19 protein-coding genes and 1 pseudogene are annotated in these 13,730 nt (G+C 73.1%); 1 reads left to right on the forward strand and 19 read right to left on the reverse strand.

Annotation, left to right across the window (positions count from 1 at the left end):
- Nucleotides 1-11: 11 nt before the first annotated feature.
- The 7 genes from ACSNOC_RS13250 to ACSNOC_RS13280 all read right to left on the reverse strand — a co-directional run bounded on the left by ACSNOC_RS13250 (nt 12) and on the right by ACSNOC_RS13280 (nt 4,656).
- The gene (locus ACSNOC_RS13250) at nt 12-1,550 is read right to left on the reverse strand and encodes a phage portal protein (RefSeq protein ID WP_436747583.1); all 1,539 of its coding nucleotides are present in this window, start codon (nt 1,548-1,550) and stop codon (nt 12-14) included.
- On the reverse strand, nt 1,531-1,665 hold the full coding sequence (locus ACSNOC_RS13255) for a hypothetical protein (RefSeq protein ID WP_436747584.1): 135 nt from the start codon (nt 1,663-1,665) through the stop codon (nt 1,531-1,533). Before ACSNOC_RS13255 ends, ACSNOC_RS13250 begins: the two co-directional genes overlap by 20 nt.
- Nucleotides 1,662-2,906, reverse strand: a complete 1,245-nt coding sequence (locus tag ACSNOC_RS13260; protein ID WP_436747601.1) for a PBSX family phage terminase large subunit — start codon at nt 2,904-2,906, stop codon at nt 1,662-1,664. The genes ACSNOC_RS13255 and ACSNOC_RS13260 overlap by 4 nt, the downstream gene beginning before the upstream one ends.
- Before the next feature lie 9 nt (nt 2,907-2,915).
- Complete coding sequence (locus tag ACSNOC_RS13265) at nt 2,916-3,458, reverse strand: helix-turn-helix domain-containing protein (RefSeq protein ID WP_436747585.1); 543 nt, start codon at nt 3,456-3,458, stop codon at nt 2,916-2,918.
- A gap of 52 nt (nt 3,459-3,510) precedes the next feature.
- On the reverse strand, nt 3,511-3,744 hold the full coding sequence (locus ACSNOC_RS13270; protein ID WP_436747586.1) for a hypothetical protein: 234 nt from the start codon (nt 3,742-3,744) through the stop codon (nt 3,511-3,513).
- 139 nt (nt 3,745-3,883) lie between these two features.
- Nucleotides 3,884-4,099 (reverse strand): Acb2/Tad1 domain-containing protein, encoded by a 216-nt coding sequence (locus ACSNOC_RS13275; RefSeq protein ID WP_436747587.1) that lies wholly within the window; start codon nt 4,097-4,099, stop codon nt 3,884-3,886.
- A gap of 146 nt (nt 4,100-4,245) precedes the next feature.
- Nucleotides 4,246-4,656: a hypothetical protein gene (locus ACSNOC_RS13280; RefSeq protein ID WP_436747588.1), complete on the reverse strand. Its 411-nt coding sequence runs from the start codon at nt 4,654-4,656 to the stop codon at nt 4,246-4,248.
- A gap of 397 nt (nt 4,657-5,053) precedes the next feature.
- Between ACSNOC_RS13280 and ACSNOC_RS13285 the strand changes: the two genes are divergently transcribed.
- A complete protein-coding gene (locus ACSNOC_RS13285) occupies nt 5,054-5,518 on the forward strand; it encodes a hypothetical protein (RefSeq protein ID WP_436747589.1) in 465 nt (154 codons plus the stop codon).
- Between the two features lie 155 nt (nt 5,519-5,673).
- Here the strand turns inward: ACSNOC_RS13285 and ACSNOC_RS13290 are convergent, their stop codons facing one another.
- The 12 genes and pseudogenes from ACSNOC_RS13290 to ACSNOC_RS13345 all read right to left on the reverse strand — a co-directional run.
- Nucleotides 5,674-5,904, reverse strand: coding sequence for a hypothetical protein (locus tag ACSNOC_RS13290; protein WP_436747590.1), 231 nt, complete (start codon nt 5,902-5,904; stop codon nt 5,674-5,676).
- Nucleotides 5,905-6,162: 258 nt separating this feature from the next.
- Nucleotides 6,163-6,996: a hypothetical protein gene (locus tag ACSNOC_RS13295; protein ID WP_436747591.1), complete on the reverse strand. Its 834-nt coding sequence runs from the start codon at nt 6,994-6,996 to the stop codon at nt 6,163-6,165.
- 31 nt (nt 6,997-7,027) lie between these two features.
- The gene (locus tag ACSNOC_RS13300; protein WP_436747592.1) at nt 7,028-8,035 is read right to left on the reverse strand and encodes a DUF2637 domain-containing protein; all 1,008 of its coding nucleotides are present in this window, start codon (nt 8,033-8,035) and stop codon (nt 7,028-7,030) included.
- A 97-nt stretch (nt 8,036-8,132) separates the two neighbouring features.
- Nucleotides 8,133-8,771 (reverse strand): hypothetical protein, encoded by a 639-nt coding sequence (locus ACSNOC_RS13305; RefSeq protein WP_436747593.1) that lies wholly within the window; start codon nt 8,769-8,771, stop codon nt 8,133-8,135.
- Nucleotides 8,772-8,833: 62 nt separating this feature from the next.
- Nucleotides 8,834-10,078 (reverse strand): hypothetical protein, encoded by a 1,245-nt coding sequence (locus ACSNOC_RS13310; RefSeq protein ID WP_436747594.1) that lies wholly within the window; start codon nt 10,076-10,078, stop codon nt 8,834-8,836.
- 104 nt (nt 10,079-10,182) lie between these two features.
- Nucleotides 10,183-10,944, reverse strand: a complete 762-nt coding sequence (locus tag ACSNOC_RS13315) for a hypothetical protein (protein ID WP_436747595.1) — start codon at nt 10,942-10,944, stop codon at nt 10,183-10,185.
- A complete protein-coding gene (locus ACSNOC_RS13320; protein ID WP_436747596.1) occupies nt 10,941-11,414 on the reverse strand; it encodes a hypothetical protein in 474 nt (157 codons plus the stop codon). The genes ACSNOC_RS13315 and ACSNOC_RS13320 overlap by 4 nt, the downstream gene beginning before the upstream one ends.
- Nucleotides 11,411-11,812, reverse strand: a complete 402-nt coding sequence (locus ACSNOC_RS13325; RefSeq protein ID WP_436747597.1) for a hypothetical protein — start codon at nt 11,810-11,812, stop codon at nt 11,411-11,413. The genes ACSNOC_RS13320 and ACSNOC_RS13325 overlap by 4 nt, the downstream gene beginning before the upstream one ends.
- Entirely contained in the window at nt 11,805-12,278 is a 474-nt protein-coding gene (locus ACSNOC_RS13330; RefSeq protein ID WP_436747598.1) for a hypothetical protein, read from the reverse strand. Before ACSNOC_RS13330 ends, ACSNOC_RS13325 begins: the two co-directional genes overlap by 8 nt.
- Entirely contained in the window at nt 12,275-12,688 is a 414-nt protein-coding gene (locus tag ACSNOC_RS13335) for a hypothetical protein (protein ID WP_436747599.1), read from the reverse strand. Before ACSNOC_RS13335 ends, ACSNOC_RS13330 begins: the two co-directional genes overlap by 4 nt.
- A gap of 6 nt (nt 12,689-12,694) precedes the next feature.
- Nucleotides 12,695-13,075: a hypothetical protein gene (locus ACSNOC_RS13340; protein ID WP_436747600.1), complete on the reverse strand. Its 381-nt coding sequence runs from the start codon at nt 13,073-13,075 to the stop codon at nt 12,695-12,697.
- Between the two features lie 3 nt (nt 13,076-13,078).
- Nucleotides 13,079-13,730, reverse strand: a pseudogene (locus ACSNOC_RS13345) (hypothetical protein); the annotation flags it as partial.

The raw sequence follows: 13,730 nt of genomic DNA on the forward strand, positions 1-13,730 counted from the left end.
GTTCGCTCGGGTTACGCCGCCACGTCCTCGTCGTCGTCCTCGCCGGGCGGCGGGAACTCGGCGCCGGTCCGGGTCGGGTCAGCGACGGCCCGGCCGGACTCCGCCAGAATCCGCGCCGCCTCCGCCTGCACCTCCCGGTCTTCCAGCTCCGGGTTCCGCATGCGCACGAGGGTCTCGGTCGATGCGGCCTCGGCGCGGCGGAACATTTCCAGCGTCTCCGCGATCTCGCGCGGGGATTCGGTGATGGAGTCCTGCCACTCGATGCGCAGACCCTCGGGGCTGCCCGAAGGAGCCCGGAACAGCGGCCCGGCCTCAAGCTCAAGCTGTGCGGCAACGATGCCCAGAACGGCCGGAGTCGCGTAGCGGATCTTGATCCCGCGCGTGGTGTCCGTGCGACGCTGCCGTGCCCGGATCTCGGTAGCGGTGACTGCCTGCCCCTCGCTGTCGGATCCGAACGAGCTGGCGGAGTAGCCGGCGCCGCGCACCGCCATGTCGTGCAACTCGCGGCAGGTCTCGCGGTGCTCCTCCACGCGGATCTTGAACTGAACCTGCTCGATCAGCGGTGTCGTGCCGCGGTCGAGGGCGTTCACCGTGTCGTACACCTCGCGGTCGGCGAACGTCGCGCCCTGACCGGGCCCGCCCGAGTCCAGCATGGAATCGGCGACCACGAGGCGGGCCCGTCCGAGCCGGATGTCGCGCATCCACGACGAGTACGCCATGTCGAGCTGATCCAGGATCGGCTCGATCCCGGCGTAGTCGGACTGGCCGAGTCCGGCCGCGCCAGGCAGGTTGCGCCATGCGCGCGCCGGCCTCATGTTAGGCATGTGGGAGGCGGTCAGGCGCCGGGTACCGGTGGCGATGGCCGAGGTAAGGCGTTCGGTCTGCGGAAACGCCGCGAGACCGACGTCGCGGCCGAGGCTGTCGGGTGTGCCCTCATAGACCGCGTTGAGGATCAGGCCCGGCTCATGCCGCTCCAGATGCCGCACGACGCGCCGGTCATCGGCCTCCAGCACCGTCCAGAACGTGACGGCGCGCAGGCGGTTATGCCGGAATTCCGGTGCGGCTCCGTCTGCGGGCACGGTGCTGACCCACGGTAGCGGCTGAATCTCGCGGTCCCACACCAGCCGCAGGAACGCGCCGCCCAGCGCGGACGACAGTTCACCGCCCTCTAGGAGCGCGGTGTGCAGCCCCTCTTCGACTATCTTCCCGATCCGGTTGGCGGCGGCGGTGTCGTCGGTGAGGATGCGCGGCGGCTCGGAGAACAGCAGCGCGGAGGAGGTGCGGGCGATGTCGGCCGCGAGTGGCGCGTGTATCTTCGCGCGCTGCTCGCCCCACGGGGTGGGTTCGCCCCACCACCAGCGGGAGAGACGGCCGACGACGCCGCCGCGGTACTGCGAGGGCCTGGTTCGGGGCTCCTTCGTGGCGCGGTTGGCGTACCGTTCGGCGAGCCGGTCGGGGTCGCCGGAGTACCAGGCGTCCCAGTCGGCCATGGAGGAGGCGACTACCGGGTCGGTGGGCGGCCATGGCTGGTCACTGGTCGGGAGCGGCATCGGGTACCTCCTCCCCTTCGTCGTCGTCCAGTTCTCCCGCGCGTATGTCGTCGCGCAACCGGTCGCGGGTGCCCCTGGGCTGGGCGAGGGTCACGCGGGCGGTGGGGAGGGTCATGCGGCCAGCTCCAATCGGACGTGCGCGCGCCAGATCGACTCCGTGGTGCGGATCGCGTAGCGGAGGGCGTCGGGCCCGTGGTCGCCGGCCTTGATCGGGGCGTCTTCGCCGCGTCCGGCGGCTGCGGGGTCCCACTCGTACGACACGAGTTCCTGTACGAGTCCGGTGCACGATTCGTGGACGCGGAGTTTGTCGGCGGCGAGGAGGGCGGCGACGGTTCGGATGCCGTCCAGCACGGAGTTGTCGGCGGGGGTGAGGCCGCGCCATCCGCCGCCGCGGTGCATCTGCTCGATGAAGCTGGCGGCGGAGGGGTCTACGACGGTCCACTCCGGGGCGGCGCTCTGCTTCTGTAGCCACTTCCGGAGTGCGGCGTCGTACTCTGCGTCGGTCATCTGCCGGTGCGCGGTGCGGGAGGCGTGTCGCCATTCGGCGGTGACGTACAGTCGGCCATCCGCGCCCAAGCCCAAGAGGAGCGCAACGAAGTCGTTCACCGTGCCGTAGTCGATGCCGCACGCGAGCATCCGGGACAGCGGTGGGACATCGGTAACGAGGTGCTGGGTGTCGTCCCACATGTCGTACACGGCGCCCTCGGCCACGCACCACGCGCCATCGATCATGCGGCGCTTCCACAGGCCGACGTACTCGGCGGCGAGCGCGGACACGTAGTCCGGGCTCAGGCTCGGGTTGTCGGCGAGGCGGAAGTGCCACGACCGCAGGTCCAGGGAGGACGCGCGGTCGAGGTAGTCGCGCTTGAGCCAGTGCCGGGGGCTGTCGGGGTTCGTTGTGGCGAACAGGCGCGCCCCGGGCACGGAGAGGCGGGCGAGGAGCTGTGTCCAGAACCCTTCGGGGACGAGGGTCGCTTCGTCCACGTAGGCGAGTTGGGCGGTGAGGCCGCGCAGCCTGCCTTCGGCCTTGGCGTCGTTGGCGCCGATGAGGTGGACGGTGCGGCCGAGGATCACGGCGGTGGTGGCGCCGCGGGTGTGGTGCACGTGCCGGGCGAGGGGCCCGAAGATCAGCGGGTCTTGGAGCGGGTCGAGAACGTTGCGCTCGATGGTCTGGATGGTTTTGCCGCAGATGAGGATGAGCCCGGACGGGCCGGCTCCGGCGATGGCGATGACGAACGCCAGCAGCGACGCGATGGTCTTGCCGGAGCGCACGGCGCCGTGCCACAGGTTGATGCGGGCGGTGGCCTGCCCGATGCTGCGGAGCTGCTTGTGTGAGAGGGGCAGCGTGTCGGGCAGGCGCACGGGTCACCCCCCGTCGTCTCCCGGGGTGTCCGGTGGTGCGGTGTCGTCCTGGTCGTCGGTGAACGCGGCGTGGAGCGCGGTGCCGAGCTTGCCGAGCATGGAGGAGACCTCTTCGGCGCCGCCGCTGGTCTCGATGGGGACGAGCTTGAGGGAGCGGTCTACGGCCGTGCCGATGGTGGCCATGAGTGCGCGTTTGTCGGCGGGCGGCGGCTCGGGGTGCCACTCCTGGTTGTACTCGTTGTCCTTGCCGCCGAACGCCCAGACGCGGGCGGGCTGCCGCATCTGGGCGAGCAGTCGTTCGGCCTCGTCGTGGAGTGCTTCGGCGAACTTGGCGCGCCGGTCGGCGAGGTCGATGCGGCGGGCCTCGGTGGCCGCGACAACCTCGGGGCCACGCTCGAAGCTGAGACCGAGTTCGCGGGCGATCTTGCTGATGGTGGAGCCGGAGCGTCCGAGTTCGCGGGCAATCTGGTTGCGGTTCTTGCCCTCGGCGTGCAGGTGGCGGACGCGCTCCCGCTCGTGGTCCGTGATGGGTGCTGATCGGGGCATGGTTCACCTCCGGGCACGCCGAGGGGGTGGGGGCGCCGCCGCCCTCCGGGGGTTAGCCGGGGCTGGCCAGCACGGGGCCGACGACACGTCGGTGTCCGGGCGGTGGCGGGTCTAGGGGTTCGGTCTGGTCGTGCTGGTAGGCGGCGGGGCGGGCCGGAGTCGGCTCCTGCCGGGGCCAGCGGTGGCCGCAGGGGCATGTCTTGCCGCTGTGGCATAGGCACGCGCAGTGGCCGACGTCGAGGCAGTATTCGTCACCGCAGCCCTCGTACTCGCAGTAGTCCGTCAAGGACCCTTCCGTACACACTGCCCCGGCGGTGGGGCGCGTGCAGGTCTCGTGCGCGTGGGCCATGCTCCTCGTCCGCTCGCAGATCCGGCGGCGCGGGGTCAGCGGTGCCGTGCCCACGCGGCGAGGCGGCGGCGCACGGTCAGACCTGGCGGGCGAGGGCGGCGTTGGCCCACATCATGGCCTCTTCGACCTTGGTCAGCGCGACGGCCTTGGCGCGGCCGTCCGGGCACTGGGCGTTGATCTGGTCGGCGAGGCGCCGGCAGGCTTCCCGGATGTCGGCGTGCGCGTGGCGCTTCTCGTCGGTGGTCGGGGCGTGGTAGGTGAACCGGTTCTCGATGTCGGCGGGGTCGATCACGGCGGGGCCTCTTCTGCTCGGGGGCGGGGAGCGCGAAACCCCCGCAGCGGTTGATTTCTGCGGGGGTTCGCGGGGCGCGCGCTTCCGGGCACGCCGGAGACGCCCCCCATTAGATCACGGTTCGGTCACGGCGGGCAAGTGCGCAGTCAGCAGCCGTCGTACCGCCACTCGCCGTCCTCACGCGTCCACGGCCGCCCCGTGTGCTCCTCGTCGCCCACGCGGTACGAGACGCGGGCCAGGTGACCCGCCAGGTCGTCTACCCGCACGTCCTGCGCCTCCGCGCCGGGCATGAGCGCGGACACGGCGGCTACGCGGGTGTCCAGACCGTCCTGTCCCCACAGGCCCGCGCAGCGTTCGGAGAGGGCGTCCCAAGCGGTGGCGGTGTCGCGGGTGGTGGTGGCGGCGATGTAGTCGCGCACGGCCTGCTCCAGCTCGGCGCGCGCGGCGGCGTCGTCGGCCGGGGCCGCTTCGTCGCTGGAGTCTGAGGAGCAGCCGGTGAGCAGCAGTGCGGCGGTGAGGAGCGCGGTGAGGAGTGCGCGGCGGGTGCGGAGTCTCATGGCGGCCACAGTGGCACGCGGGGTGCGGCTGGGCGGCCGGTTGTGACTGATCCGTGACCCGGGCTGCCGGGCGGTGGTGGTCGCCAGCATGCCACACCTGCGGGCCGCGTCGCGTGCGCGTGGCGCTGCTCTTTCAGCCATGGTGAGGATGGTGCTTGCGTTATGGGGTCCGAAAACCGGACCCGGGGGGTCCGAAAACCGGACCCCCGGGGGTCTCGTTTCCGGACCCCCCGGGGGGTATGAGACCCACTAGGGGGGCCGAAAACCGGACCCCCTAGTGCCCCGACCGCACGCAGGGGGTACAGAATCCGGACCCCCACGGCCGAGCCGCACAGCCAAAATCGTTACACAGTCGCGACAATCCCGGCCGTGACCCGCCCTTTGCGATACTCCCCCCATGACCAACGCACTCGGAACCAGCGGCGGCGCCGACAACGACCCCGGCGAGGCCGGCGAGCTGATAGCGAACGTCTTCGTGGACTTCATCTGGGCGGAGGCCGACCACATCGACACCCTCACCGGCCCCGCCCGCGACGCGGCGATAAAACAACTGCACGCCCGGATCACCAAGCGCGCCGAGATCGCCGCCCGCGCCGGACACGCCCCCGCCGCCGAGGCCCACCTAGTCTGGCGCTGCGCACAACAGGCATACGACGCGCCCCGGCCGTTCTCCGCAGCCACAGCCGTCCCGGACGCCCCGCCCGAACTGGCTGGCCTCTTACAGGACATCGCGGACGACGAGGAGACAGCGGAGGAGCGGGCGGTCGAGGTGTGCAAGCAGTCGCCCGAGGCCGCGGCCCAGCTCCTCGCCTGCACCCTGCGCCTGTTTTCCGCCCTCAGCGGCGTACCCGTGAACCCCTGACCCCGCAGCGAGCGGAAGGCCCCCAGCAACACGCCTGGGGGCCTTCCGCATACCCCGCTCGCTCAATCGCGCCTACGGTGCGCCGACTGCCCCCTGCACCGCGCGCGGGGCGGCCCACGACCGGTCGGCGCGAGGAGCGCGCGGCGCCAGCGGGATCACGCCGGTTCTTCCACGGCCGGGGGCCGATCGGCTCCCGCGATCTCGTTGAGGGCGGTGACCGACTCGGTGGCGATCCGCTGCACGTGGTCACTGAGTTCGGCGCGGGCCGGGGCGGGCAGGAGGTCAGAGACGTTGGTGGCGAGGTCAGTGACCTCTTGGAGGATGCCGCCTACGAGTCGTACGAGGTCCGCGATCTGTGCGGCGTGGTCGGGGTGGGCGACGGTCATGATCGGCTCCTTCGGAGGGCTACGGCCGGGGCCTTTTCAGGTCGGTGCGTGTACCGCGGCCGGGGCGGGAGGCTGCGGCCCGCCTGACGTCCGCGGTGAGGTAGTGGGCCTGAGGCCGGCCGCTTTGGGGGTGGGGCCGGTAGCTGTGGGCCTTCACGCCGAGGTGGGAGAGCGCGCTACGGGCCGCGCCGTGGGCGTTGGGGCCGGAGTAGCCGAGATGCGCGGCGACCTGATCGATTGTCCAGGTTTCGTCTCCCATCAGTAGTCGCCCGTCAGGGAGGTGATGTAGAGGGACGCTTCGGCCTTGCTCATCTCCTCGATTTCGGCTCGGCTGGTGGGGCCGTTGTAGAAGCCGCCGCCATCGCCGGTGCGCTGCCGGTAGGCGAGGAGCTGGAGGATGTAGTGCACCTGGCGGGGTGTGGCGAGTTCTCCCCTGGCGCGGCGCGCGGCGAGTTGGGCTTCCCGGGCTTCCCGGGCGGCGGCCTCGGCCTCGGCGGCGGCGTCCTTCTCGGCCTTGGCGGCGATCCGCGCGGGGGCGCCTTTGGCGTGTGTGTTGGCCCAGTCGATGAGAATGTCGATGTCGGTGGTGCCCTCGGGCCAGCCGCCCTGCGGCTGGTGGCCGACGTCGAGGGTCATGCGCAGATCCTGCGGGTCGCCGTCGAGGGTGCTGGTGAGAAGCCAGTACCGGCCCCGACGCATGGCGTCGGCGCGGGGGTGCTCGATGCTGAGGTGGTATCCGGCGGGGGTGTTCTCGTAGAACCTCATGATCTTCTCGGCGGTCTCGCGGCTGGTGAAAACGGCGTCGCGGATGCGGGAATCCTTTCCGGGGCCCCAGCCGGCGGGGGTGCCGTCCGTGCGGACGATGGTGTAGGTGGTCTGGGTCTGGCGGTAGACCGTGCGGGTTCCTTCGGTGATGGCGTACTTGGTCATGCGGGCCTTCCTGTTGCCGATGGTGATGCGGTGGTTGAGGGAGGCGGGGTCGATGGCCCAGCGGCCGGCCTGCTTGGCGGCGGTGACGGCGCCGTAGCGGCACCATGCGCGGATGGTGGCGACGGCGACTCCGGCGGTCTGTGCGGCGGTGGCGGTGTTCATCGTGCGCCCCTCTCTCCTCGATGCCCCTACTTTAACTCATGTGAGTTGAAGTAGGAAGGGCTTGCTCCACCGCTGCCCGGAGTTCGCCGCCGCGGGTGCGGCGCACGCCGAGGGCGGCGCCGAGCGCCTCGGCGGTGGGGCGGCGGCCGGTGGTTCGGCGTATGCGGCGGTAGGCGGCGATGGCGGCGGCCAGCTGGCTGTCGCCGGGCGACGCGGGGGCGGCGGCGGTGTCGTCATGGTCCTGGTCGTCGTCGGCGGCGGGCGGCAGGGGCGGCGGTGTGAAGACGGCGGCGAGCGGCAGGGGCGGCGGCGGTGTGACGGCGGGCGGCGGCGCCATGGGCGGGGTGTCGGTGACGGTGGCGATGGCGGTGGCGAGGTCTACGACGGTGGGCGGCGGTGCGGCGGCGGCGGTGACGTGCTCGGCGGCAGTCTGGGCGGTCTGGGCGGCGGTGGTCGCTTCGGTGGCGGCGGCGCGGGCGTCGTTCGTGGCGTCGGTGACGGCGGCGCGCACGGTCTCGGCGACGGTTGCGGCGGCGGCACGGGCGGCATGTGCCGCCTCAGCGGCAGTCTGGGCGGCGGCCTTAGCGGCGGTGACTGCCGGGGCGGCGGAGGCGGCGGTGTCGGTCGGGCGCGGCCCGGCCGGGGGCAGCATCCGCACGAGGAGTTCCGTCGCGGCGAGCTGGGCGAGCGGCGGCGTGACGGCGACGGCGACACCTGGGCCCGTGCGGTCGGAGTGCAGCACGTTGAACGCGAGGCTGAGGACGGCGAACGCGGTCACCATGAGCCAGTACGGGCCGACGCGGCGGCCGGTGCGGGCGGCGGAGACGACACCGACCGTGCCGACGACGGCGCCGCCGTCCACGAGGGCGGCGAACATCCACGCCGTGTCCGGGTCCACGCCGTGCGCGACGGCGAGTGCGGTCAAGGCGTCGAAGCTGAGGCGGAACGCGCACGCGGCGAATGCGGCGGTCATCACGGCGGCCAGGGCGGTAGGCGCCCAGTCGGCGCGGACGCGGCCGGTAGGGTAGGGGGTGGCCATTTCTGGGTTGCTCCCGGTGTGGTCGGGCCCGTCCGGTGCCGGCGCAGGCTTGTGGTGAGCTGCCGGGGTTCGCCGGGCGGGCCGTGTCTCGTGTGGGCTACAGGGTGTCGATGCCGGGCCGGTACTCCGCCGAGCCGCGCGCTTCTGTGTACGCGGGATCCTCGGCCGTCCCCTCCTCCCCGGCGCGCCACACGTGCACGACGATCCCCGTCCCGGCGGCGCCGGGAGTGGCGTGCTCGGCGAGAAGCCGTCCGGCAAGCCCGGGGGCGGGCTCGGATGCGGCCTGCTGGCCTGTGGCGATGGGCCGCATCGAGTCGTCGGTGTCCACGCGGGATACCTGCCATGCCGCGTCCCAGTCGCGGCGCAGGAGGGTGTACACGCGGCGCGGGGTGAGTGAGAGCGCCTTGGCGATCTCCGCCACGGGTCGGCCGGAGATCCATGCGTTCTGGATGATGGCGGGGAGGTCGAGGGCGTTCGTGGCGTGCAGGAGCGCGGCGGCGGTGGCGAGGTCACGGACCTTGGTGCCGATCTCGGCGGCGGCCTCGTAGACGGCGTGGGGATCGAGTTCGTCGTTCTGGATGGCGGTGGCGAGATCAGCGATCTGGCCGAGGGGTGTGATGTCGGCGGCGGCGAGCGCGGACACGTAGTCGGCGGCCCGGTCGTGCTCGTATTGCGCGGTGAGGGCGAGCACCTCGGCGGCAAGGCGCTGGGCGGCGGGGGTGGTGGGGGTGTTCAACGGGTTCTCCCTCGGTCGGCAGCGGCCCCGCCCCGGCAAGGTGCCGGGGCGGGGCGAGTGTGTCAGGCGAACAGGGCGCCCTGTTCAGAGTCGGGGTCCATGTCGAACAGGGCGAGGCCGTCGCCGGGGGTGGGGGTTCCGGCGATCCATCCGCCACGCCAGGTGCCGTCCGCCGCTTCGGCCTCGGTGACGGCGTTCACGGTGTCGGCCAGCTCGGCGGCGGCGCTCGCGTGGGCGATGTCGTCGGCAGCAGCCGCGCGGGCGGCGGCCCCGGCCTCGGCGGCGGCCGGGGCCGGGGCCGGGGAGCAGTTGTCGGCGAGCCACTCGCCCCCGCCCTCCATCAGGACCCGCGCGGGCTCGCCGGTACGGAACAACATGTGGGTGACGGTGCGCACCTCGCCATCGGCGCACAGCACTCGGGCGCCAGCCCGGTAGAGCGTGCCGCCCTGCGCGCGGTGGTGGTGCATCGCCCGGCAGAGGGTGCACGTTGCCGTGCCGGGGGCGCTGGTGCGGCAGTGGTCGCCGGTGATGACGGGCGCACCGCACAGAGCGCGCTCGGCGTCGTCGTCGGCGAGGTGCACGGGCGGGGTGGTGTCGCCTCGGGGGATCATGGGCACCGCCGGGGTGGGCGGCTCAGCGGCGCGGACCTCGGCCGGGCGGGACTCCCAGCGGTTCAGTAGGGCCATGACGTCGGCGAGGTACAGCGCGGGCCGCATCCCCGCTGCGAGGGACATCACGTGCACCTCGTGTTCCCCGTGGCGGATGTGGGCGGCGACGGCGGCGCGAACGCGGGCGACGGCGTCGGCGGTGGTGTGCCCGCTGTAGGCGAGGGCGTGCAGGTCGTCGCGGGTGAGGGTCACTTCGGCGCTGCCCTCGGTGACGCGGACGCGCAGGGCGCCGGCCGGGGGCATCTCGCGGACGACCTGGCGGACGGCGGCGACGGCGAGCGGGTAGGCGTTCGCCCCGCGGGAGTGGGCGAGCTGCTGGCGCTGCTGCTCGGGGTACGCCTCGGCGAGGCCGAGCAGCTCGGCGGCCGGCTCGCCGCGCTCGATCCGCTCGTACGCGACGCCCGCCGCCTCGTCGGCGGCGGCCCGCTGCTCCTCGGTGGGGCCGAACAGATCGTTCGTCACGGTGCGGCCAGCGGTGGTCGGCGTGGCGTCAGGGGTGAGCAGGTCGCGGCGGATGAGGGCTGCCAGGGTGCTGGGGCGGCCGGTGGCCGCGCCGTCGCGGTGCGCGGTTTCCAGGGCCTCGACCATGGCGGGGGTGAGGCGGTGGGCCGTGATGGCGACCTCGCGAGCGGTGTTCATGGTGGGTTGCTCCCTTCGTGCCGGGTGGTGTCCGGCGTGGGCACCACCATAACATGCAGTGAAGCCATTTCGCAAGCAGTCGCGAAATGGCTTCACTTTGCAGGTCAGGCGGTCTGCGGGGCCCCGTCTCGCGCGAACTCCAGCACAGCCGGCCACCCCCAACGCCGCCGCCCCCGCCCGTCCAGCGGCACCGGCGCCGAACACGCCGCCCCGGTCTGGCACGTCACCGCAGGCGGCCCGCCTGCGGAACGGTGCAGCAGCAGCACCCCACCGCAGTACGGGCACGGACGCGGCATCTCCGCCGGACGCGACGAGATACCGACCGCGCCGAGCACGCGCAGCGCCGCGCGCCGCGCCACGTCGGCCGCCTCGCGCACCAGATGCTCAGGCAACGGAAGGAAAGGCGCGGCGTGGAGTCGACCCGCGACGTATTCGGGCTCGGTATCCTCGCCCAGCACGCGCCCCTCGCAGTACGTGGCGGCGAAATGCAGACTCCCCGGACGCGCACGGCTCCCGGCGTAGCACTCGCCGCCTATCTCCCACCGCCGGGGATCACCCTGCGGCGCGCGGTCCACCGCCGACGAGAGAGTGTCCGCGAGGGCGAACAGCATCCGCTCAGCCGCCACGGCGGCGTCCAGCGCGTCCACGTTGAGCGGGGCAGGGTGCGGTCGGAGGATGTACGGCAACCGGTCCTCCACGACGCCCGCCGCCTCGTCGGCGGCGGCGAGGATGTCGAGGAAACTGGCGGTCTCGCGGGGCGGCCACTCGGCGGCCGGGCGGGTCTCGATCGCTACGAGGAGGTCGCCCCAGTGCTCCCGGATGGTGCGCAGGTCACGGGCGGCACGCTGGGCGGTAGGGCTGGTCATCGGGTGGTCCTCTGCGGGTAGTGCCGGAGGGTGGGGATGCCGGCCTGTGCGGCGAGGCCGGCGCAGTGGGACGCGCCATGTGAGCCGTGCAGGCCAGGGCGGGGGCAGCGCGGGCGGGTGCACGGGCTGATGAATGCCTCGCAGGCGTCGGCGCCCCGGGCAACCATGACGCCGTTGCGGTCCGGGCCGCAGCGCGGCCACGCCCCGTACTGCTCGGCCGGATGCCGCTCGACGCGCACCGGCAGGCCCGCGCGGCGTGCGGCGCGGGCCCACTCGTCGGCGTGCCGGTCGGCGCCGATCAGATCACCGTGCCGGTTCATGCACATCCCGTGAATGACGAGCAGCCCTCGGCCGGCGGCGTGGGCGATGCGCAGGTGGGCGTCACAGCGGGCGTGCACGGTGGCTGGGGTGGGCCAGTCGCGGGAACCGGTGATCAGCAGCCGGTACGGGGCGGGCGCCGGGCCGGTCATGACGGCTGCTCCGTGGGCGAGGTCGGTGTGTCGTCGGGGATGAGGAGCGCGGCGCGGAACGCGGCGCGGCAGGCGTCCCAACCGGCGCGGTATCCCACGCTGCGGTCGCCGTAGGTGGCGTGCTCGTAGGGGGCGATGGCGGCGGCCCGCTCGCGCAACTCGGCGAGCTGGGGCTCGACCACGGCGAGGGCGGCGGCGGCCAGCGCTTCAACGTCGCTCACGCACAGGGCGCAGCCGTAGAAGTACCGGTGACCTCTCTCAGCGCCGGGGCGCGGATGGTGGTCCCACTTCTCCTCGCCCAGGGTGCGGGTGGTACCGGTGGCCGGAGCGGTGAGCAGCGCATCGGTGATGGCCTCGCGCAGTCCGGCTGAAAGGTCCGGGGTGACGCGCTCAGACATGGGGCTGCTCCAGGTGCTCGGGGGCGGGATGGGCCTCGCGGAGATGCCGGGCGAGCGCGGCGCTCGCCAACAGCGCGGTGTCGTGGCCGAGGCTGGCCCACCCACCGCACGGGCCGTCGCAGGACGCGGCCCACTCCATGCCGCCCAAGTGGGTCCGGCGCCACACGATCTCGCCATAGTCCGGCTGCGGGGTGTCGGGGATGCCGACCGGCGGCGATCGGTGCGCCGCTCGCTCCTTGCCCTCCCGCCACGAGCGCCGGTTCTCCGCCGACTGGATCGGGTGTACGGTCACCTGCCACGCGATAGCGACCAGCAGCACCACGGCGGCAGCCCACGACGTGGGCCGGCGCCACCCGCGACACACTGCGTCCTCGGCCCACCGCATCGCGGCTTGTCCAGGCCGGGTGCGGCCGGCGATGTAGCCGAGGAGGGCCCCGGCGGTCAGGGCGAGGAGGAGGACGGTCACGAAGCGCCCTTGTTCGCGGCGCGGCGGGTGGGCTTGGCGGCGACGATCGCGCGGACCTCGGCCAGGGCCGATTCCGCCGCCTCGGCGCGCTCCCTCCAGCGGTCGCGGTCCCCCGCGACCTGCGTGAGCATCTGCGACACAGTGAGCGGCGCGGGGGCCGTCTTCACCGGCTCGTCGGCCGCCGTGGCGGGCCGCTTGCGGTCGCGATGCGCGTTGAGGTGCGGACGGACCTGCATCGGGCTGGCGGCCGTGTAGTCGCAGTGCGCGCAGCCATACACGATCGACTCGTCTTCCAGCAGCAGCGCGCGAATCTGCTGGAAGTACACGCGGTTGCCCGCCTTGTCCACGATGTTGGTGGGGGCGGGTTCGCTGGCGATGACGGCCAGTCCGTTGACGTTGGTGGCGGTCACGGTCGATCAGTCCTTCCGGAGCTGGTAGGCGGGGGCGTAGGCGCGGCAGCCGGGGCGGTCGGCGTGGTACCAGCCGGGCGGGGCGTCCGGGGTGTCGTCGGGCGGGGGGCAGGGGCCGATGGTGCGGCCGGTGATCGTGCAGCCGCACGCCGCGCACACGGGCGCTGGCTCCGGCCGGGGCGCCCCCTCCGCGCCGGTCTCGGCGGAGCGGCCGACCTGCTCGGCCAGCTCGACTAGGGATCTGTTGAGCGCGGCGACGGCAGGGGCGACCTGCTCGGCGAGCACGATGGCGAGCGCGAAGCACGCCTCCGCGGCGACCCGCGCTTCGTGGACTTCCGTGTCCGGCGCGGCGGCAGGCGCCGGCTCGGGGGTGGGCGGCTTGGGCATCGGTCAGTCCTCCGTCTCGGCGAGGGCCTGCACGGGGGTGATCTCGCCCCGGCACAGGTCGCGGATTGCGGCGGCGAGATGCCACTCGCCGCCGCCCAGCGCGTCGCACAGCGCGTCGGCGAGCTGGGCGGCGACCGCGAGCGCTTCGGCCGGATCCACTGGGGGCCGCGGCCGGTCGGCGAGCGACTGCACGTGCTCCAGCAGCCGCTCGTACTTCTCCTCCGTGCTGTGCCCGTCCCACCTTGCGCGCGGGTCGTCTACGCCGACGTGCTCCACGCCGTCGAACAGCTCGGCGTCCCGGGGCGCGATGTGCCACGTCATCTGGCCGTGGCCGGTGGTCAGGTAGAGAACCTGCCAACCCGGCTCTTCCACGTCCGAGGCCGGGGCGATCACGGCCGGGTTGTGCTGGGCGAGCCAGGCGAGGAGCTGCGCCCGCTCCCGGTACGCCGCGTCAAGGGCCTCGCTGCCCGTCCACTCGATGATCGCGCCGGGGTAATAGTTGGCGATCAAGTCCTCGATGCTGGTGGCGGCGTAGAGGGAGCCGTCATGCTCGGCGATAGCGGTTCCGGAGGGCAGGACGGCGCCGCGCGGTCCGTCCTGGTAGACGCTCAGGCCGATGGGGAGGGAGAGGGTGAAGGGGCGGGCGGCGCCGTCC

This window comes from Streptomyces sp. URMC 129 (genome assembly GCF_051386415.1).
Classification (GTDB): domain Bacteria; phylum Actinomycetota; class Actinomycetes; order Streptomycetales; family Streptomycetaceae; genus Streptomyces.

Bases quoted from the DNA above. Each gene is read 5' to 3' on its own strand.
- ACSNOC_RS13250 (WP_436747583.1), bottom strand. From the start codon at position 1,550: ATGCCGCTCCCGACCAGTGACCAGCCATGGCCGCCCACCGACCCGGTA.
- ACSNOC_RS13255 (WP_436747584.1), bottom strand. From the start codon at position 1,665: ATGACCCTCCCCACCGCCCGCGTGACCCTCGCCCAGCCCAGGGGCACC.
- ACSNOC_RS13265 (WP_436747585.1), bottom strand. From the start codon at position 3,458: ATGCCCCGATCAGCACCCATCACGGACCACGAGCGGGAGCGCGTCCGC.
- ACSNOC_RS13280 (WP_436747588.1), bottom strand. From the start codon at position 4,656: ATGAGACTCCGCACCCGCCGCGCACTCCTCACCGCGCTCCTCACCGCC.
- ACSNOC_RS13285 (WP_436747589.1), top strand. From the start codon at position 5,054: ATGACCAACGCACTCGGAACCAGCGGCGGCGCCGACAACGACCCCGGC.
- ACSNOC_RS13290 (WP_436747590.1), bottom strand. From the start codon at position 5,904: ATGACCGTCGCCCACCCCGACCACGCCGCACAGATCGCGGACCTCGTA.
- ACSNOC_RS13295 (WP_436747591.1), bottom strand. From the start codon at position 6,996: ATGAACACCGCCACCGCCGCACAGACCGCCGGAGTCGCCGTCGCCACC.
- ACSNOC_RS13300 (WP_436747592.1), bottom strand. From the start codon at position 8,035: ATGGCCACCCCCTACCCTACCGGCCGCGTCCGCGCCGACTGGGCGCCT.
- ACSNOC_RS13310 (WP_436747594.1), bottom strand. From the start codon at position 10,078: ATGAACACCGCTCGCGAGGTCGCCATCACGGCCCACCGCCTCACCCCC.
- ACSNOC_RS13315 (WP_436747595.1), bottom strand. From the start codon at position 10,944: ATGACCAGCCCTACCGCCCAGCGTGCCGCCCGTGACCTGCGCACCATC.
- ACSNOC_RS13320 (WP_436747596.1), bottom strand. From the start codon at position 11,414: ATGACCGGCCCGGCGCCCGCCCCGTACCGGCTGCTGATCACCGGTTCC.
- ACSNOC_RS13325 (WP_436747597.1), bottom strand. From the start codon at position 11,812: ATGTCTGAGCGCGTCACCCCGGACCTTTCAGCCGGACTGCGCGAGGCC.
- ACSNOC_RS13340 (WP_436747600.1), bottom strand. From the start codon at position 13,075: ATGCCCAAGCCGCCCACCCCCGAGCCGGCGCCTGCCGCCGCGCCGGAC.